This is a genomic window from Streptococcus sanguinis, assembly GCF_001078705.1.
GTDB classification, from domain to species: Bacteria; Bacillota; Bacilli; order Lactobacillales; family Streptococcaceae; genus Streptococcus; species Streptococcus sanguinis_D.
In genome coordinates, this window is sequence record NZ_CDMW01000001.1 from 1,545,307 (window position 1) to 1,562,768 (window position 17,462).

The 17,462-nt window shown below is 42.8% G+C and carries 19 protein-coding genes and 1 pseudogene; 3 read left to right on the top strand and 17 right to left on the bottom strand.

Annotated features, from left to right (window positions below; genetic code table 11):
• Window positions 1–305: 305 nt before the first annotated feature.
• From SSV_RS07775 to SSV_RS07805, 6 genes are all read right to left on the bottom strand, one after another.
• Window positions 306–1,046 carry a class I SAM-dependent methyltransferase gene (locus tag SSV_RS07775; RefSeq protein WP_072074356.1) on the bottom strand — a complete coding sequence of 247 codons (741 nt, stop codon included), beginning with the start codon at window positions 1,044–1,046 and terminating at the stop codon, window positions 306–308.
• Between the two features lie 186 nt (window positions 1,047–1,232).
• Window positions 1,233–3,086 (bottom strand): SpaA isopeptide-forming pilin-related protein, encoded by a 1,854-nt coding sequence (locus SSV_RS07785; protein ID WP_176693588.1) that lies wholly within the window; start codon window positions 3,084–3,086, stop codon window positions 1,233–1,235.
• A 297-nt stretch (window positions 3,087–3,383) separates the two neighbouring features.
• The gene (locus SSV_RS07790; RefSeq protein WP_072074358.1) at window positions 3,384–3,569 is read right to left on the bottom strand and encodes a hypothetical protein; all 186 of its coding nucleotides are present in this window, start codon (window positions 3,567–3,569) and stop codon (window positions 3,384–3,386) included.
• 33 nt (window positions 3,570–3,602) lie between these two features.
• Window positions 3,603–3,959 (bottom strand): class Ib ribonucleoside-diphosphate reductase assembly flavoprotein NrdI, encoded by a 357-nt coding sequence (locus SSV_RS07795; RefSeq protein WP_176693589.1) that lies wholly within the window; start codon window positions 3,957–3,959, stop codon window positions 3,603–3,605.
• Window positions 3,960–4,307 (bottom strand): hypothetical protein, encoded by a 348-nt coding sequence (locus SSV_RS07800; protein WP_072074360.1) that lies wholly within the window; start codon window positions 4,305–4,307, stop codon window positions 3,960–3,962.
• A gap of 194 nt (window positions 4,308–4,501) precedes the next feature.
• Window positions 4,502–5,068 (bottom strand): TetR/AcrR family transcriptional regulator, encoded by a 567-nt coding sequence (locus SSV_RS07805; RefSeq protein ID WP_072074361.1) that lies wholly within the window; start codon window positions 5,066–5,068, stop codon window positions 4,502–4,504.
• A 151-nt stretch (window positions 5,069–5,219) separates the two neighbouring features.
• Here SSV_RS07805 and SSV_RS07810 point away from each other — a divergent pair, with 151 nt between their 5' ends.
• Window positions 5,220–6,173 (top strand): hypothetical protein, encoded by a 954-nt coding sequence (locus SSV_RS07810; protein WP_072074362.1) that lies wholly within the window; start codon window positions 5,220–5,222, stop codon window positions 6,171–6,173.
• Between the two features lie 122 nt (window positions 6,174–6,295).
• Here SSV_RS07810 and SSV_RS07815 read toward each other — a convergent pair whose 3' ends face one another.
• The 10 genes from SSV_RS07815 to SSV_RS07860 all read right to left on the bottom strand — a co-directional run bounded on the left by SSV_RS07815 (window position 6,296) and on the right by SSV_RS07860 (window position 14,940).
• The gene (locus SSV_RS07815) at window positions 6,296–6,712 is read right to left on the bottom strand and encodes a DUF3021 domain-containing protein (RefSeq protein WP_072074363.1); all 417 of its coding nucleotides are present in this window, start codon (window positions 6,710–6,712) and stop codon (window positions 6,296–6,298) included.
• Window positions 6,713–6,722: 10 nt separating this feature from the next.
• Window positions 6,723–7,178, bottom strand: coding sequence for a LytTR family DNA-binding domain-containing protein (locus SSV_RS07820; RefSeq protein ID WP_061410523.1), 456 nt, complete (start codon window positions 7,176–7,178; stop codon window positions 6,723–6,725).
• 22 nt (window positions 7,179–7,200) lie between these two features.
• Window positions 7,201–8,046 carry an ABC transporter permease gene (locus SSV_RS07825; protein ID WP_072074364.1) on the bottom strand — a complete coding sequence of 282 codons (846 nt, stop codon included), beginning with the start codon at window positions 8,044–8,046 and terminating at the stop codon, window positions 7,201–7,203.
• A 1-nt stretch (window position 8,047) separates the two neighbouring features.
• Window positions 8,048–8,914: an ABC transporter ATP-binding protein gene (locus SSV_RS07830; RefSeq protein ID WP_072074365.1), complete on the bottom strand. Its 867-nt coding sequence runs from the start codon at window positions 8,912–8,914 to the stop codon at window positions 8,048–8,050.
• Between the two features lie 149 nt (window positions 8,915–9,063).
• Window positions 9,064–11,064 (bottom strand): ABC transporter permease, encoded by a 2,001-nt coding sequence (locus SSV_RS07835; protein ID WP_072074366.1) that lies wholly within the window; start codon window positions 11,062–11,064, stop codon window positions 9,064–9,066.
• Entirely contained in the window at window positions 11,045–11,824 is a 780-nt protein-coding gene (locus SSV_RS07840; protein ID WP_072074367.1) for an ABC transporter ATP-binding protein, read from the bottom strand. The genes SSV_RS07835 and SSV_RS07840 overlap by 20 nt, the downstream gene beginning before the upstream one ends.
• 169 nt (window positions 11,825–11,993) lie before the next feature.
• Window positions 11,994–12,749, bottom strand: a complete 756-nt coding sequence (locus SSV_RS07845) for a TraX family protein (RefSeq protein WP_072074368.1) — start codon at window positions 12,747–12,749, stop codon at window positions 11,994–11,996.
• A gap of 148 nt (window positions 12,750–12,897) precedes the next feature.
• Window positions 12,898–13,278 carry a class Ib ribonucleoside-diphosphate reductase assembly flavoprotein NrdI gene (locus SSV_RS07850; protein WP_176693590.1) on the bottom strand — a complete coding sequence of 127 codons (381 nt, stop codon included), beginning with the start codon at window positions 13,276–13,278 and terminating at the stop codon, window positions 12,898–12,900.
• A gap of 11 nt (window positions 13,279–13,289) precedes the next feature.
• Window positions 13,290–14,270, bottom strand: a complete 981-nt coding sequence (locus tag SSV_RS07855; protein ID WP_072074369.1) for a sensor histidine kinase — start codon at window positions 14,268–14,270, stop codon at window positions 13,290–13,292.
• Window positions 14,254–14,940, bottom strand: coding sequence for a response regulator transcription factor (locus SSV_RS07860; RefSeq protein ID WP_032908743.1), 687 nt, complete (start codon window positions 14,938–14,940; stop codon window positions 14,254–14,256). Before SSV_RS07860 ends, SSV_RS07855 begins: the two co-directional genes overlap by 17 nt.
• Window positions 14,941–14,981: 41 nt before the next feature.
• On the opposite strand from SSV_RS07860, the gene SSV_RS07865 reads away from it, so the two are divergent.
• Window positions 14,982–16,295 carry a DUF2974 domain-containing protein gene (locus SSV_RS07865; RefSeq protein ID WP_176693591.1) on the top strand — a complete coding sequence of 438 codons (1,314 nt, stop codon included), beginning with the start codon at window positions 14,982–14,984 and terminating at the stop codon, window positions 16,293–16,295.
• A 264-nt stretch (window positions 16,296–16,559) separates the two neighbouring features.
• Here the strand turns inward: SSV_RS07865 and SSV_RS07870 are convergent, their stop codons facing one another.
• Window positions 16,560–16,952, bottom strand: coding sequence for a DUF805 domain-containing protein (locus SSV_RS07870; protein ID WP_072074371.1), 393 nt, complete (start codon window positions 16,950–16,952; stop codon window positions 16,560–16,562).
• Between the two features lie 325 nt (window positions 16,953–17,277).
• Between SSV_RS07870 and SSV_RS07875 the strand changes: the two are divergent.
• Window positions 17,278–17,436: pseudogene (locus SSV_RS07875) on the top strand (ferredoxin reductase family protein); the annotation flags it as partial.
• Window positions 17,437–17,462: the final 26 nt, after the last annotated feature.

The following is a 17,462-nucleotide window of genomic DNA, read 5'->3' on the forward strand; positions in this document are numbered from 1 at the left end:
TTCAGTTTTAAATGTACAATGTAATTGTATACTAACTGAGCTTCCCCATCTTGTCAGTGCCCACTTTCTAAAAAGCGAACATTTATAGATACATTACATCTACATTTTATCATACTATAAGAAAAATGGCTATACACAAAAGGAAATTTTTTTAACATTTGTTTACCTTTTTGTCATTTAGAAAAGGTGGACGATTTAAATGATTCATTTGCAAATCAGACCACTATTGCTAGGGTCAATTGCGTCTGACAATCAATGTCCTCAATAACGCAGAAAAACCGGAGACAAAGTCCGATTCTTCTGATTTATTTCCTAAACGTTAGGGCATAAAATTTTCCGTCCCAGAGGAGTTTCAACTCCTTCTCTTTGACTCCTGTCGGTATAGCGGCCTCAATTTCTCCTAAATCAACAGTAGCGTCCTTAAAATAGTTCTTGCTGAAGTGGTTCTTCTTATATTGCTTGTCCACATAGTCTGCCGTCTCGTCTGAAATCATAATCTTAGTTCCTGGCTTAGCCACCCGCAGCATTTCCTGCATGGCCTTGGCCTTATCACTAAAGAAATTAATTCCACCGATATGATAGACGATGTCAAAGCTATTATCTGCAAAAGGCAGGTCCTCTGCACAAGCATGAAAGAGCTTCAGATTGGTCTTCTTGGTGCAGGATTTTTGACATTTTTTCAGCATGCCTATGGAAATATCTGCCCCAACAAAGTCTAGGCTTTTCAGGTCAATATTCTCAGGAATGTAGCGCAGGTCTTGACCAGTCCCGATAGAGACATAAAGGACGGATAGATGATCCTTCCATTCTATTTCTGCCATCTGGTCCTTTCTCAGCTTGTCAATAGCTTTGCCATGGAGAAGTGGCCCCATCCATTTCTCACCAAAATCATACCAGCGAGCCAATCGATTGTACATGGTCATATACTTGGCATTGTCCCCTGAGACATAGTCCGGATTCAGCGCCAGATAGATGTCTCCGTCTTTTTGAAGATCCTCTAACTTCAAGCCTGGCTTCAGCTTCTCTTGTATTTTTGTATCTGTCATATCTTCTGTCTCCTTTTTCTATTTGCCATTTATTATAGAGGATTCTGAGCTAAAAACAAGAGTTTTTCCGTAAGTGGCTGCCCTACATGAGTAACCGGAAGAAATTGCTCAGTAAGCTGCAAAAAAACTAGACAAAAAATGTGCAAACAAAAGAAGATAAAGCATTCTGCTCTATCCTCTCTTTATTTATTTGCTCAGTCGAGTCTTACGGTAAAGTTCTAAAAGAGCCAGGACTACCAGACCAGCAAGAACTAGTCCAAGGCTTTCAGCAGAGCCAGTCGCAGGAAGAACTTTTTTAGATTTTCCTTGACCGTCTGCTGCTTTATCAGAATCAGATGATTGATTTGGCTTGGTGCCACCTTGAACCGACTTATCCGGTGTGCTTGGTTCAGTAGGTGCCGCTTGGTCAGTAATGAACAACTTACCGTCTGTATATTCTACAGCATTTCTATTAGCGTCTAGAACTGTTACAGTGCCATCTTCATTAACTTGGAAGATAATATCTGTCACAGCCAGATAACCTGTCGGAGCCGCTTCTTCATGGAAGGTGTAAATACCCGGCTCTAAGTTGATTTCTTTAGATTTGTCAGCTTCTGAAGTCCAAGATGCGACAGGACTGCCCTTGCTTTCCCGTCCCTTGAAAATCTGAATCTGAGCACCGGCAATTTCCTCACCAGCTAGGTTGACCTTACTGAACGTTACCTTTTTGTCAGTTGGAGTTTGAGTTTGTTTATTGACTACATTGACTGCAACCAATCTGCTGTCTCCAGAATCTCCAGATGCTGGACTGCCTACGTTCAAAGTCTTACCAAAATCCGTCGTACTGATAGTAATATCCTCTGTCAGGCGGTCATAACCAGCTGGAGCAGTCGTTTCACGCAGGATATAAGTGTCACGCAGAAGATTACCAACTTCTGCATTGCCATCCGCATCTGTCGTGATTGTGCCAACTACCTTATTGGTCGCTTTCCGCACCACTTCAAAGACTGCACCGCTCAGAGAAGCATTAGATTCATCAGTCTTGTGAACCTTCACCTTGAAATTATAACCTTCGGATGTTCCGCCAGCAATCTGATAAGAGTATTCATTGGTGACAGACACGGTCTCGGTATTGTTATAGTTCATGGTAGCCTTATTTCCTACAACTTCTCCATCAGCCAAATCATAGTCGGCCAATGTCTTGTACTCAAGCAGGTAGCCGAAGCCTTCTACGTCACCGAAGTTGATTGTCAAGCTATCACCTTCAGCTCCAAAGGTCATTTTAGACTGGAAGTCTGCTGTTACATCTTCAGTCGAATCACGCGCCCAATCACCATTATTCCAGCGCCAAGAAACCTTATATACTCGTACAGAGTCTTGAACAATCTTAGCATTTGTGTCACCCAGCTTGTCCGTCACAGAGACATTTTTGTAGTTCCCCATGTTACGGTTAATGGCCACATTGTAGCGGATTTCATTCTTAGCATCGGCATCCCACTGAAAAGCACTCTTTTCTAGCAGAGATTCATACTTTTTCGGCGGGCCATTATAGTGAATGCTGCCAGCCGAAATCCTATTATTGCCTACCGTGAAAGTAGCTGGAATATCCCTTTCCTCTGTGACAACTTCGTGGTCAATCCGCGAATAGAAGAAAAACTCGCCTCTGACACTGGACTTCTGCTCCACATAGTCTGTGTATGTCAGTGTGATGGTCTTGGCATCGCTATCCAGGACTCCATTAGCCACCAGGGCTCCGTTTTCATCCTTAAGCTCAATAGCTGATGAATTCCCAAAGGTAAATTCATTCGGTAAATGAATCACCGTTGTATCACCCGCATGAGCCTGGTTGTCCGGCAGGGCAAACTTAGCATAGACACGGAAGGTCTGCCAGATATCAACACCATTGGTCAGCTGCTCACCAGAGTTAGTGGTGAGGTGCATCTCAGTGATGACATCATTAAGTTCCGCCGCCTGAGCCTTAAGGGTTCCGGCTAGGAAAGGCAGGAACACACCTAGACAGAGAATGATTAGCTGAAACCATACTCTCAGTTTTTTATTCATGCAATCTTCCTTTCTCACAAGTAAAATTTGTTTAAAAGCACAGCGTATTGGCCAGCCAGTCGAACACGCCCTTTTCATGTTCTTCTGCCTTTTTGACAAACACTGGAAAGACAATACTAATTCATTGTACCATATTGGCTATTAAAAAACTATAGGAATGCTCACAGGGTTTTATCATAAAAAGGAGAAAGAAGATGTTAGTCTTCTCTCTCCTTTATGGTAAGCAAAACAGGCCAAATAATGAACAGATAAGCTGAAATAATTGAACAAATTCAGCTCTTCTATTTTGACAAAAAGTCAATCTTTCTGTGACGCACTGGAAGTTGCATCTACTTGATTCTGATGTATTTCTTCTTGTTTGGAAGAATTTCTTTCCGTCTCATCTGAAGTGTCGGGCTCTTTCTGTGTATGCCCGCAGGCCGTTAAGATAAAGACAGAAATCAGAGCCAGAAACAAGCTCCCAATTTTCTTGAACCTAGACATACGAGTCCTCCATTTATGCGAAACTTGATGAGACTAGCACTCCGCCAAAAATGCCTGCACAGTCTTGACATCTTCTGGACTACCGCCTTGGTCAATATCGCAGATATGGTGGAGCCCATATTTTTCGATAATCAAGGCAGTCGCCCCGCAGAAAGTCCGACCATGTTTAACAGAGTCGCCATTGTTAACAAAACCTTTAATCAGCCCAGGATGTTTCTTGATAAAGCGTTTGGTAGACCAGGGAATTTTCCCAGCACCAGCATTTCGAGTAATGAGAATACAAGGCTCTTCCAGTTTCTCCTTGATGGTCTGGGTCGGATAGCCCAGTGATTCTGCAAATCGTTTACCAACACCAGTATTTGAATCATAAACTACAATCATCTTTATCACCTACTTTCTTAAAAAAAGAATAGCAAACCAGGCCGCAAAGCCTAAAACCACAACATCAGAGATGAGCATAAGCATAAACTCCAAATCTGGCATCATGTGAATGTACATCAGCAATGACAAAGTTGTCAAAGCCAGTGCCGTCAGCTTAACAACTGTCGGCAAGCCCGGAATCAAAGCTGCTCCGATTAGGACAATGATGAGACCTCCGACTAAAAATGACTGAAAATCCACACTTAAACTAAAACCAACTGTCACACCGCCGTAGCCAATGGTCAAAAGACCAATCACGACCAGACAGATACCCAAAATAGCCATTCCACTCATGGCAAATCCTCCTTGCTTATTCATTCTTTTCCACACTTTCTGTTTTTGAATGAATAGTTCCAGATATTCATTCATATCATGATAAAAAATAATGTATTTTATCTAATTACGTTCCTTTCCATTTCCGAATCACAGGGCATAACCCATCACCTCCTTTGTTTGTGAATGAATAATTTTATAAATTCATTCACTGCCGCTTCTAAGAAAAGGAATTTCCTCTATTTGGAAAAAATCCCCTTAACAAAATATTTCACTAAAGTCTCAAGACTATCGAAGTAGCCTGAAAATTCCTGCTCCGTGACATGCATGTCTATGTAGTAAATCAAGTCATAAACCTTCATGATCTCAGCTATTTTCCCTTTCGAAAAGCCCTCTTCCTGCAAGCGCTGACTGAAAGTCTGAATCAGAAACTGATGAAAGGCATTGGACGCTCGGCCGGAATCCTGATTATAGTAATCGTGCAGAATCTGAGAAATGCCTGGCTTGTTCCACTCAGCCAGAATTTTATTGGGTGAAATCAATTCAAAAGTGACTGCAAAAAGCTGTTCAACGATTGCCTCGGGCTCGCCCTGCCAGTCTACGCGTTGCATGATTCCCTCTCGTATACGGCTATTTTCAGCTACATAAACCTCCAAGAAGATAGCTTCCTTGGACTCATAATACTTGTAAAAGGATCCGACAGCCATATGGCTTCTCTTAGCAATATCAGAAATTCCAGCTGCCTTATAGCCTTTTTCCGCAAAGACTTCCCTAGCCGCAGCCAGGAGCTCATTTTTTTTATCCATTTCTATGCCTCTTTCATGAATGAATTAAACTTTCTATTCATTCATATTTTAACACATTCTTGCCATTTGTCAAGCATTTATGCTATACTATACAAAAAAGATAGTTTGCTAATCAAATTATTTTTTTATACTATATTTTGGAGGTTGAGCTATGCTCAAGGAAAGACGTAACCAGGGTACCATCGCCCTACTGGTAATTACTTTTATTTTTTTAGCAGTTGCTGCAGTGATGGGCTTTATCCAATACCAAAAGGTCAACACCAAGACTGCCTATGACCGAAATAGCGATCCTGGAGTAGATTCAGCAGTCTATGCTGAAGTGTCATATATTTTTCCAGAGGCTCTGATTGAAGTAGAAGATAATACCCAAGTTTGGCTGGTTGCCTACCAAGACGGATATGTTGGTCTGCAAGCTAAAAAAGGGGATAAGCAGATTGCCCAGCTCTTAGAAAAAGAGAAAAAGGGCGAGCTGGAAAAAAATCCTGTCCGAATCGTTGGCTCCTATGTTAATGCTAACTCCCCTAAAAAAAATCAGGGATATATCTCTAATTATGGCAGCCTCGTTCGCGGTCTCCTAGCAGACAATCCCGAAGTCATCACAGTAATGTCAAGCAGCTCCTATATCTCTATCACTGAATTTGAATCTGACAATCTTGCATTCATGTTCTACATTCTGTTTTTGATTGGACTCTGTGTTTTCTTTGTCGTTATAGGAATTATCGGCCGCAAGAAAAATATCGCTGCCTACGAAGAAATCTATGCAGCCTATCCAGAGGCCAAGGACAATCTCAATATCCTGCTGGAGCAAGCTTCTTTCCACGACGATGTGCTGAAAATTGCTGTTTATAAAGACCATCTCATTACCTACTATAGAGGTTTCAAGGCGATTGATCTCAAAGAGGTCGTCCATCTCTACCACCACATTCTCACCATGCAGCGCGGCTTCGTTGCTTCAAACAGAAACTCAACCTTAGTTGCTGTTCGAAACAATCAAAAGAAATACCAAATGCCTTTTAAGAATATTGGTAAAACAACAGACACTAAACTTCAGTCAACCTTTGACTATCTTTACAACCACTTCCCTCATATCCGATTGGGAGTGTAATAGCGCATAAAACTCAAGCTAGAAAATCTAGCTTGAGTTTTTTAGATATAAAAAACAGGAGCAGGATATAGTCCAGCTCCATTTGTTTTTATGATATGCTTGTCAGAACGGTTTTCAGCAAGTTACTTGCCCTCTTTTTCCTTTCTGCGCTTAGCCAAGGCGCTGTTAATCTTCTTGGTCTTAAGATTTGTATCCAAGTAACGAAAGAGCCATACAAAGAGGTAAATCAGAATAAAATTAAACCAGAAATGCCAGCTGGCAATTAAAAATCCCCAGTTATTATAGACCATGAAACAGCATACTAAGACTGCGACAGCGGCGAAATGCAGTAAAATCGAGACTGAAAAAGAGAATCGGTCTTCAAGAGTTTTTAACATTGAACTGATAATCCCAATCAAGCCGCTCATCATCATGACACTGACGATATTACTTGTTGTGGGCGGATTTTTTTGAATAGAGAGAGCAAGGACAATCAGATAGACTGCACTCCCTGTCTGGATGCCCATCAATATAGCGTGTAGACATTTTTTTATACTCATCACTTACCTCCTAGATTCCCAGATATTCCATCAAGAGTTTGACATAGCGACGGCTGACTTCGGTTTTGATTTGATTGGTCAGCTTGGCCGTCATATTGCCAGAAAAGCTGTCAGACAAAGACTCCAGATGGTCAATATTGATGACAGCATGCCGGGAAACCTGGATAAAGTTCGAGCTGCTAATCCGCTGCTGAAAGCGAGTCAAGGTCTCTGTCGTCTGGTAAATGCCTTCTCTACTGTAAATCATCAGAGTTGTCTGGTTGATGTCTGCTAGGATTATATCTTCAGTCTTCAGCATGACCAGTTTATCATCCGACTTGATAGGCAGGACGCCACTTGGCCCTGCCTTGTACTGCTCTAAATAATCTAAGATGGCCTTGGCTTCTGCCGCTAGCTGGTCTGCCTTGACCACAACCAGCGGATCCTTGGATGAAATGGTTGGATCTGTTTCAAATTTTGCTTGCAAGAGGAAGCTCCCTATTCACATTCTATTGTAGTTTCAGCCGGCGGATGGCAATCATATTTTGCACCATCCAAATAAGCGCTATTGCAACTAAAACTATTCCAACTATATAGAAAGTTTCTGTCCTTGTCAAGAGCTCCTGCCATTCAATGCGAATTCCCATTGTTTTTTCAAAAGCTGCTTGCGGATGGCTGTTATTGGCAAAAGTATCTGCTAGACTTTCCTTCATGAGAACCTGTCTGAAAAGAGATGCCATGTAGTTAGAAGGGGTAAGCTTCATCAGGTTTTGCGCCATGTTCGGTAAGGTTCCAATGGGGATATAGGTTCCCACTAGAAAACCAGAAGTTGCTCCGACTACTGTTGCCAATTTCCCTAAACTATCCACTGATTTGAAGCATTGAACAATCAGAGCATTTATCAGTGTGGCCAATAGGCTGTTCAAGAGCATCAGAAGCATCAGGTAAGGAAGACTCCCCCATTCAAAGGAAATTTTATCCGCCAGCGTAAAATAGCTGAGCATAAAGGCAAACATAATGACCTGCATCAAAAAGCCGATAATAACAGAGCTGACAAGATAACTAAGCTGCAAGCCCCATGGTCCCAAGTCCGTGATAAAGAGGTCGTCTGTCACCTTCCGCTCCCGATCTTCGACCTGCCGAGAGAAAGCCGCCAAGGTGGTCGTTAATCCTGTAACTGCCAACACGCCGCCAATCAGCCACAAGTCCATCAGCTGACTGGAATGAGCTTTGTAATTATTTTTCAAAAAAACGATATAAAGCACAAAGGGAATAATGGCTCCGAAGAGGGACAAAATTACCCCACTGCGGTTGCGGAAATAAAGTAAAAAATTACGTTTTATCAAAGCGAGCATATTAGCGTACCTCTCTTCCTGTCAGTGCCATAAAGGCATCGTCCATGGTTCCGGGTTGGAATTCAAATTGTTCGATATAGGGACCTGCCTGAGCCAATAAGGTCAGAGCTTCTTGAGTCGTTTTAGGGTGAAGGATAAGTTCCCCTTCCTTGACTTGCTCCCAAGCGTAGCCTCTTGGCAAGCTTTTCTCTAAACTTGCTGCATCTTGACTTAAAATCCGTAAGACATTGCGGGCATAGTTTCCCTTAATCTGGTCTGCAGAGCCTTGGGCAATGACCTGACCATGATCTACGATATAGATCTTATCTGCATCATCAGCTTCATTGAGATAGTGGGTTGTCAAGACAATGGTCATCTGCTCTTCTTTCTGAATTTGCTTGAGCAAACTCCAAATACTCTCCCGAGTCTGAATGTCCAGGCCTGTCGTAGGCTCATCTAGAAAAAGCAGGTCGGGACTATTGAGCAGGGCTCGCGCAATGTCCACCCGACGCTTCTGGCCGCCAGACAGCGTGCCATAAGGCTGCTTGACAAAGGCTGATAAACCTAGCTGAGACACCAAGCGCTCAATTCTACCTGCCGGCATCTCCTTGTACTGCTTGGCTCTGATGGTCAGATTTTCTAAAACTGTCAGCCGGGCGTCCAACACACTGTTTTGGAAAACCACACCCAGCCTAGGCTTTTCAGTATAGCAAATCTGCCCGGATGTCGGCTGCAAGAGCCCTATCAGCATCTGAATGGTCGTGGATTTCCCTGCGCCATTTGGTCCTAGAATAGCGGTGAAACTGCCTCTCTCAATCTGAATATCGAGACCATTGACAGCCACCTTATCGCCATAAACCTTGCTAAGATTTTTCGTTTCTACTAACATAATCTTTTCTCCTGTCCTTAACTTCTGAGACTATGATAGCAAGTCTTTTTTGAAAAATCTCAGCTTTTTGGACAAGCGGTAAAATCAAGAAGATGAGAGGTAAAAATCCAGACATCAAAAATCCCAGACCAGAGGTCAAGGATTTGCTCTTAGAGGGCGACAATCTTGCGGTAGCTACGTGAAGTCAACAGAAAGACTAGAATATAGGTCAAGAGGAAGACTCCGCAAGTTGCAAGTGTTGTCTGAATCAAAAGAGGAAGATTGGTCACACCCAATAGGGCAACTATCAAGCGCAGCATGTGAAAGACCGCTGCTACATGTAGAAAAGCAAAGATGAGAGGTAGGAAGAAGACAGTCAAGATTTGCTTTCGAATGGTACTTCTAGTCTGCTTTTCATCTAAACCAACTTTTTGCAAGATGATAAAGCCATCTCGGTCTTCATATCCTTCAGAGATTTGCTTATAGTAAATCACGAGAACGGCCCCTAGGAGGAAGATAACGGAAAGGAAGACACCGATGAAGAGCAAGGTTCCAGTAAGTTCTTGATAGCTCTTTTCTGAGCTGTAACGGTCACTAGCCATTGCGAAGCTACCATCTTGTGCTTGTTCCTGTTCCAGAGTGTCCCTCAACCCCAGTTGGACTTGCTCAACAAACTTTTTACTGTCCTTAGTCTCTGAAGCAACTCCAATGTAGTAGTAATGATCCACATCGAGATTAACCTCTTTGCTATCATTGACCACCATATAGAGCCCCTGTTCCATGGTCACATCGTTTGGATTAGGAATTTCCCCATGCGTAAAATTCGACGATAAAAGCTGCTTAATCTTCCAGTCCTTACCATTCACTCGGAGAGGATTGTCCTTATTTAAGGAAATATTTTTTCCATAGACAAGAGTTTCATCGTCTGCCATGTCTATCTTTTCCCCTGTCATTTTTTCATAATCCTGACGATTGATGACCGTAATCGTGCCTACAGACTTGGTCAAGATACTTGAATCCGACTCCAGCTCGCTTTGCATTGGAACTGTCACATCATTACCAGCCAGTTTCATGATGAAGGCCGATTGGTAGAGATAGTCAGTATAGCTTGGCTTCTTCAGACCTGTGTCCTGAGCAACTTGCTGGATCTTGTCCAACAGAGCCTCCTTCTGATCAGTCGATTTCGGCAAGACGATGCTGACATTATAATCCTTCGGATGCAAGGTGGTAATATAATCCTGACCCCCAACATAGATATTGATTGTACCGACCAGAGTCACTAGGAGCATGGTAGATAGAATGGAGATAGTTGCCAATCCTGCTGCATTTTTGCGCATCCGCGAGATGAGATTGGAAACAGAAATGAAATTCTGCGTTTTATAGTAGTAGCCTTTGCGCTTTTTGAGAAATTGCAATAGTGTAATCGAGCCTGCATTAAAAAGCAGATAGGTTGCTAGGATAACCATGATCACAGCTATAAAGAAATTGCCAATAGCAGCGACAGGTTTGGTAACGGTCAAAGCCATATAATAAGCCACACCCATGAGCAGGAGCCCCAGCAAGGTTTGCAGAAAAAGGAAGCGTCCTTTCTTCTCGCCTGCTTTCTTTTCTTTCATTAGGTTAAGAGAGCTATAGCGTAGAAGTCGGGTAGAGTTGAGCAACAAAATCACCGCAAAAGCGACTCCCAGACTGACTAGAGTAATCCAGACATTCTGCCATTGGAAGGTCGAGGCAAGAACTGCCGGCATTCCCATCAATTTCAAAAGGACTGCGTAAAGCATCTTGTCCAAAGCTAGACCAGACAAGACTCCCAGACCAACTGTAAGTAGATAAAAGACACAGAGTTCAAAGAAGGTCATGACTAGCAGATGCTTTTTCTCCATGCCCAGCAGACTATAGACTCCCAACTCTCGGGAGCGGTTTTTCATGACAAAGCTATTGGCATAGGTAATGAGGATAAGGACGGCAATCTGAATGACATGGATACCAAACTGCAAGGTCATGCGAGCTGCTGTACCACCATAAGAGGTCTCCATGTTGGGGCTATGAGCCAGTGAGACAAAACTATACAAAATCGCTGTTGCCAGTACCGTCGCCAAAGCAAATGGATAATACAAACTGCGATTTTTAACCAGGTTTGACAAAGCCAGTTTACTCGTTAGTTTGAACATAATCGCCCACCTCACTTGCCATAACTGTCAGAGTGTCAGAAATCTCTTGGAACATCTCCCGCTCGGTCTTGTCACCTCGGAAGATTTGATTATAAAGAATCCCATCCTTGATAAAGAGCACCCGCTTGGCGCGGCTAGCCGCTGCCGTTGAGTGGGTCACCATGAGAATGGTTTGGCCTCGTGCATTGATGTCGTCAAAGACATCCAGCAACGCCGCCGAAGATTTGGAATCCAAGGCTCCTGTCGGCTCGTCCGCCAGCAGAATCTCAGGATCTGTGATAATAGCCCGAGCCACTGCGACCCGCTGCTTCTGGCCACCGGAAATCTCATATGGAAACTTCTCTTGCAGCTTGTTAATCCCCAACTCATTGCAGATTGTGACCAGCTTCTGCATCATCTCGGTAATGGGACGGCGAGAGAGAACTAGAGGCAGGAGAATATTATCCTTGACCGACAGGGTATCCAACAGATTGAAATCCTGAAAGACAAAGCCTAATTTCTCTCGGCGGAAGCTGGAAGCCTGGCTGTTTTTGATGGTTGCCGTGTCAGTTCCGTTGAGAAAGACGCGGCCCTCAGTCGGCTTGTCCAACATGGCTAGGATGTTGAGCAGGGTCGATTTCCCAGAGCCTGACTCCCCCATGATGGCGACATATTCGCCTTTTTCTACTGTAAAGTGAATGTCTTTCAAGGCCTCTACTTGGCTGCCCTGAAAGCGGGTTTTATAAATCTTTTTCACGTGCTGTACGTCTAATAATGTCATCTTTCTTCCTTTCTGTCTAGCAGGCACCTATCAAAGCCCTGCTTTTAGCAGCATTTATAAACTGCCTCCTAATTGATAAGTCTATTTTATCTCAATACCAACCGCCCAGCCATAACCTAAGCTTACATTTTAAAGTGCAATCTTACACTTTTGTAAGATAAGATGGACTTTATTTTACCCAAAAGGCAATCAAAGCAATTAACCAAAGGTGGGCTGGATAGAAAATATAGAAGAAATATTTGCTCCACTTGCTGCTGGATCCTCGCTCACCATTGTAGAAGTGCAAGAGGGGAAGAACAGTGATAAAGAGCCAGTCTGAATTATAGAGCAGCATCGATAGCGTGTCCTGCAAGGTTGGATAAATTTGAATACTCATGGCAAAGAGAACTCCCGCCCAAACTACATAGGACAAGTTTCTGAAAAAGACTTGATTTCTAAAAAGGTAGGTCAAGAGCATGAAAGGAAGCAGAGCCATGCCGCCTTCGCTAAAGAGAAGCCCAGCCAGCAAGACTAATACTCCTGCCGCTATCCGCAAACCACGCTTCCTATCCTTAGCAGCTCCGCCATTTTCAGAAAAACCAAAGAAAAGACTCAGCATGAGAACCCCGCAGGCCAAGGTCAGGAAGATATTGTGAGTGAGGTAGATGCCCTTCTCCTGAAAGAGGAGTGTCAGGATACAGTTTCCTGTTTGCATCAGGGCTGCCCAAAAGAAGAGCCGCATATTGTAAGCCAGGCGGTTACGAGTGTGGAGAAAACCTTCCACTGCCATGAAGGCAAATGCTACTCCGACACAGCGGGTTAGGGCATGCAAGACGCCATCCCAGCCGTCCGGCACTAGCCCTGGTATCTGGCTGATATGGTCAAAAACCATAAGAAAGGCCATGAAGAGCTTCAACTGAAAAGCATTTATACCTTTTGATTTCATTTTTCTGTCTCCTTCTTATTTCTTGCCTCTATGATAATAAAAAAGAAAGGCCGGTACCATAACCTAACCTTTCATTTGCTAGTTTTATTCTTACAATTTTGTCACTTTTAAAAATCTTGCAAAGCATCTACCTAAAATAGCACAAAACCTAGCGGCTTTTATGAGAACTTTCTTCTGTCTGCAACTGTTTTAGAAAGCCTTTGACCGCTTGTCGGTCTGCTTCCGTTCCAGAGCCCTCTATGTTACGAATATGGCGGAGACCATACTGCTCCACTATCTTATCCGTTGCCCCGCAAAAGGTCTGCGGATAACGCTTCTGGTTGCCATTGATGACAAAGCCTTTGATTAGATGCTCATACTTTTTGATGAAGCGCTTGGTCGTCCACGGAATCTGCCCAGCACCGCTATTTCTGCTGACTAAAATACAGGGTCCCTCCAGCTTTTTCCAGACTGACTGGTTAGGTAACCCCAGACTTTTAGCAAACTTCTTGCCCAAACCAGTCAGACTATCATAAACCACTACTAGCAACTTTCTTCCTCCTATTCAAAGATCAATTTCTTCTCAGGAAAGGCGATGGAAACCGTCGTTCCCTGACCAACTTGAGAGTCTATCGCAATCTTGTGTCCCAGCTGGTCAGCAATTTTCTTGGACAGATAAAGACCTAAGCCTGATGACTGCTGGGTCAGACGACCATTGTAGCCTGAGAAACCGCGCTCAAAAACCCGCAGCAAATCAGCATTTTGAATCCCCAAACCCGTGTCCTTAATGTAGAGGCTGCCCTCGTGAAAATAAATCTCTATACTGCCTTCTTTGGTGTATTTAAGACTATTGGACAGGATCTGCTCCAAAATCACTACAAACCACTTTTTATCAGTGACAATCGTGTGGTCTAGGTCATGAAGATTGAGGCTGAGTCCTTGCTGAATGAAGAAAAGGGCGTATTTCTTGACCACTTCCCTGACCAAATCAGCCAGATTTTCCTGCTTCAGCACTAGATCATCATGGAAGCTTTCCAGACGGAGGTACTGGAGCACCAGATGAACGTAGGACTCGATCTTAAAGAGCTCCTGCTCCAACTGAGACTTGGCTTCCTTATCCTTCAAATCTCCAATCAAGAGTGAACTGGCAGCAATGGGTGTCTTGACTTGATGAACCCAAAGAGTGTAGTAGTCCAGCAAATCATTGTATTTTTCCTGCTCAACCAAGAGCTGATTCTTCTGTTCGTACTCCAGCTCCTCCACTCGTTCCTGCAAAAGCTTTTCTAGAGGAGTCTGAGCCTGAGCAGAGGCCTGCAGCTTCTGGCTGCGATAGCCCTTAAAGGCAGTCCAAGCATCTGCTCCGATAAACAAGAAAGACAGAAAAGCCAGCAAGAGCGCGACATATTCCAGCAGACTGCGGTAAGTATCAAAGACAAAGGCAAAGAGCAGAATAAAGCCTAGCAGAAGAATTAGCAGAGCTAGAAAAAATCGCCGTGAATAAAGGTAAGACTTAAAAAAGAAAAATTTATCCTGTGTGTCCATTGATGAGACCGTATCCTATTCCTTTTTTGGTTTCGATGAAGTTTTTAAGTCCGTGCTCTTCAAGCTTCTTACGTAGGCGAGCGACATTGACCGATAGGGTATTGTCATCGATGAAAAAGTCACTATTCCAGAGTTCCTTCATCAGATCATCACGCGCCACGATACCATCCGAATGCTCGAAGAGAACCCGTAAAATCTGAAATTCGTTTTTGGTCAAGGTCACCACTTTCCCATCAAAGACCAGATCTGTAGACTTGAGATTAAGAATGACACCTTGGTGCTCCAAGAGACTCTGGTCGTTTCCAAACTCATAGGAACGACGCAGCAAGCCCTGAACCTTAGCCAGAAAGACATTATTGTCAAAAGGCTTGGTAATATAGTCGTCTGCCCCCATATTGATAGCCATGACAATGTCCATGGACTGATCGCGGGAAGACAGAAACATGATAGGCACCGTTGAAATCTTGCGGATTTCCTGACACCAATGATAGCCGTTAAACAAGGGCAAGCCGATATCCATCAGCACCAGATGCGGCTCCTCTCGGACAAAGACAGTCAGCACATCCATAAAGTCCTCAACTGCCACTACCTGAAAGCCCCATTGTTCCAGCATTTTCTTAACCATCTGACGGATGACTGGATCATCTTCTACTAGTAAAATCTTGTGCATCTTTCCCTCCCGATTTCTTGCTAGTAACATTATACCAAAAAATGCGATTACTTGTTTATCATCCTCAGTCTAAGGTAGGATTTTTCTGGAAAAGAGAAATTCTATCAGAAAAATATGCTATACTAACTAGTAGAAATTGGAGATATAATATGAGCAATATTTTTACTTACCTTGAAGAAGTCCAGCATGACAGCATTTATGATAAACCTTTCAATGAACTGGATCTGCTAATTCTGACAGAGCTGACCTACTTGCCTTTTGACCAACTAGTGCATGAAGACATGTCCCCTTACTGTGACTGCCGGCTGCTGGATTTGGCCAATCAAGTACCGCGCGACCTCTCCATGATGGTCAGCAAAAACCGACTGAAACTACTGGATTTGGCCGCAGCCTCTACCCGCTTTAAAAATCTAAAACTGATGGGCTATGTCAATGACGTTGACCAAGATATCCAGAAACAATTCGCTGCCTTGATTTTCAAAATCAAGCCCGATACCTATGTCCTGGTCTTTCGCGGCACAGACGACTCCATTGTCGGCTGGAAGGAAGACTTCCACATGACCTATATGGCTCAAATCCCTGCTCAGAAAATGGCCGCCCGCTACCTACAGAAAGCCTTAGAAAATCTGCCCGGTAACTTTATCCTAACCGGCCATTCCAAAGGGGGAAACCTGGCTTCTTATGCGGCCAGTCAGATGGATGCGTCGCTCCAAGACCGCATTAAAGCCATCTACAGCTATGACTCTCCTGGTCTCAATCACTCTGTCATCGAAAGCGATGGCTATCAGACTGTGGTTGAAAGGATGAAACGCTACCTGCCTCAGAACTCCATCGTCGGCATGATGCTGGAAACACCTAAGGAAGCTAGGATTGTCAAAAGCAGTGCCATCGGCGGCTTTGCCCAGCACGATACCTTTTCATGGAAAATAAAGGGAGACTCTTTCCTATTGCTGGATACACTAGATGCAGAGAGCCTGCAGATAGACAAAACGTTTAAAAATTGGGTGAGCACCGTTTCAGATGAAGAACTTAAAGACTTTTTCGACCTCTTTTTCGGACTGATTTTAGATGCTGGTATCCAATCTGTCAACGAACTGTCCAATGTTGAAAACTTTAACAAAGTCCTCGAAATCCTGAAAAATGCTCAATCTCTAACAGACCAAGAACGTGACATGCTGCTGCGCTTGTCCAAGCTCCTGCTGAATATGCGTGTTCAAAGCTGGAAAGATGATATTAATTTGCCAAATCCTAGCAAATTTATGCAAGGGGTCAAAGGAAATCTATCCGAATTCACTAAGAATCTCCCCTTTACAAGTAATAAGCTGATTCAAACAGATAAAAACGATAGCCTATAAACCAAAAACTCTACACTGAATAACTCTCTAGATATAAAAGAAAAACACTCCTGAATCTAGAAAACTAGAGTCAGGAGTGTTTCATCATAGACGTCAAAATAATTCGCCAAAAATTGATACTAGCTTGTATCAAGATGAAGCAAAATAAGATTTCAATAAATAGCGACTAGAAATCAGCAATAAACATAGTCTTACAAGAAAATAGGATGATCCAAGCAGCATAGTGACAAAGCATACCGATTTACTTGATGAATCATTAAACAACTACATTTCTTGATCAATTTTGGCATCTAAATCTACAATATTCTTGCTTGGAAAAGCTAACAAAACAAGAAGAGCTATTGAGCCTACCCAAGGAATCAAAGCGACAAAAATTAAAGCCCAGTGGAAACCAGCATCTCGTAAACGACGAATAGTTAAAGCTAAGCCAGGCAAGAAGAAAACGAGAAACCAAAAGATAGAAAAATAAGTTAAGGAATTGGCGGTTTTAACTGCCTCAATACTGTTTGGATTAGATATTAGTGTTGAGTAAGTAGCCACGTACAAAAAAACACCAAGAAAAAAATTGGTTAGGTAAATCCACCAGTAATCAGAACGTGTAGAGCGACCAGAAAAATCTACATAACCTTTGAGAAAATTTTTATAAGCCTTAATCATAAAACAAACCTCTTTATTTTTTTATCAGTTTATCATATCTAACAAATTTTTACAAGATTTTCAGAAAATAAACTTCTCTTCCATAAAAACATACCGAATTCCTTTCCCTGTATCACATGAAAAATTTCACTGAAAATCAAAGCCTTATTAAGATATAAAAACGAAAGACCTTTATCTCTAGTGAGCCTAGAATAGATTTTAAATATTAGACATCAATAGCTACTAACAAAACAAGCTCTTATCTTGACAGCTTGTTTTTTCTTTGTTAGAATGTAACAAATTCATTTACAACTAAATAGTGATAAAAATCAGAAAGGAAACCATCATGAAATCTATCAAAGGAATCACCCTTATTGCTGTTAGCATAATCCTGACCATCTATACTTGGGCTTCAGCTGGGATGACCAACTTTATCGTACCTGGTTTGGCCTTAACAACCCTTTCGCTGACCTTTTTACTTGCGACTCGGAATGCCCTATTAGAAATAGTGGGAAAAATTCAAAAAAAGCC

What these genes read in the sequence shown, in the direction of transcription:
- SSV_RS07810 (WP_072074362.1), top strand. Translation starts at nt 5,220, where the DNA reads ATGCTCAAGGAAAGACGTAACCAGGGTACCATCGCCCTACTGGTAATT.
- SSV_RS07825 (WP_072074364.1), bottom strand. Translation starts at nt 8,046, where the DNA reads ATGCTCGCTTTGATAAAACGTAATTTTTTACTTTATTTCCGCAACCGC.
- SSV_RS07775 (WP_072074356.1), bottom strand. Translation starts at nt 1,046, where the DNA reads ATGACAGATACAAAAATACAAGAGAAGCTGAAGCCAGGCTTGAAGTTA.
- SSV_RS07805 (WP_072074361.1), bottom strand. Translation starts at nt 5,068, where the DNA reads ATGGATAAAAAAAATGAGCTCCTGGCTGCGGCTAGGGAAGTCTTTGCG.
- SSV_RS07860 (WP_032908743.1), bottom strand. Translation starts at nt 14,940, where the DNA reads ATGCACAAGATTTTACTAGTAGAAGATGATCCAGTCATCCGTCAGATG.
- SSV_RS07870 (WP_072074371.1), bottom strand. Translation starts at nt 16,952, where the DNA reads ATGATTAAGGCTTATAAAAATTTTCTCAAAGGTTATGTAGATTTTTCT.
- SSV_RS07845 (WP_072074368.1), bottom strand. Translation starts at nt 12,749, where the DNA reads ATGAAATCAAAAGGTATAAATGCTTTTCAGTTGAAGCTCTTCATGGCC.
- SSV_RS07790 (WP_072074358.1), bottom strand. Translation starts at nt 3,569, where the DNA reads ATGTCTAGGTTCAAGAAAATTGGGAGCTTGTTTCTGGCTCTGATTTCT.
- SSV_RS07835 (WP_072074366.1), bottom strand. Translation starts at nt 11,064, where the DNA reads ATGTTCAAACTAACGAGTAAACTGGCTTTGTCAAACCTGGTTAAAAAT.
- SSV_RS07815 (WP_072074363.1), bottom strand. Translation starts at nt 6,712, where the DNA reads ATGAGTATAAAAAAATGTCTACACGCTATATTGATGGGCATCCAGACA.
- SSV_RS07840 (WP_072074367.1), bottom strand. Translation starts at nt 11,824, where the DNA reads ATGACATTATTAGACGTACAGCACGTGAAAAAGATTTATAAAACCCGC.
- SSV_RS07800 (WP_072074360.1), bottom strand. Translation starts at nt 4,307, where the DNA reads ATGAATAAGCAAGGAGGATTTGCCATGAGTGGAATGGCTATTTTGGGT.
- SSV_RS07785 (WP_176693588.1), bottom strand. Translation starts at nt 3,086, where the DNA reads ATGAATAAAAAACTGAGAGTATGGTTTCAGCTAATCATTCTCTGTCTA.
- SSV_RS07830 (WP_072074365.1), bottom strand. Translation starts at nt 8,914, where the DNA reads ATGTTAGTAGAAACGAAAAATCTTAGCAAGGTTTATGGCGATAAGGTG.
- SSV_RS07865 (WP_176693591.1), top strand. Translation starts at nt 14,982, where the DNA reads ATGCGATTACTTGTTTATCATCCTCAGTCTAAGGTAGGATTTTTCTGG.
- SSV_RS07855 (WP_072074369.1), bottom strand. Translation starts at nt 14,270, where the DNA reads ATGGACACACAGGATAAATTTTTCTTTTTTAAGTCTTACCTTTATTCA.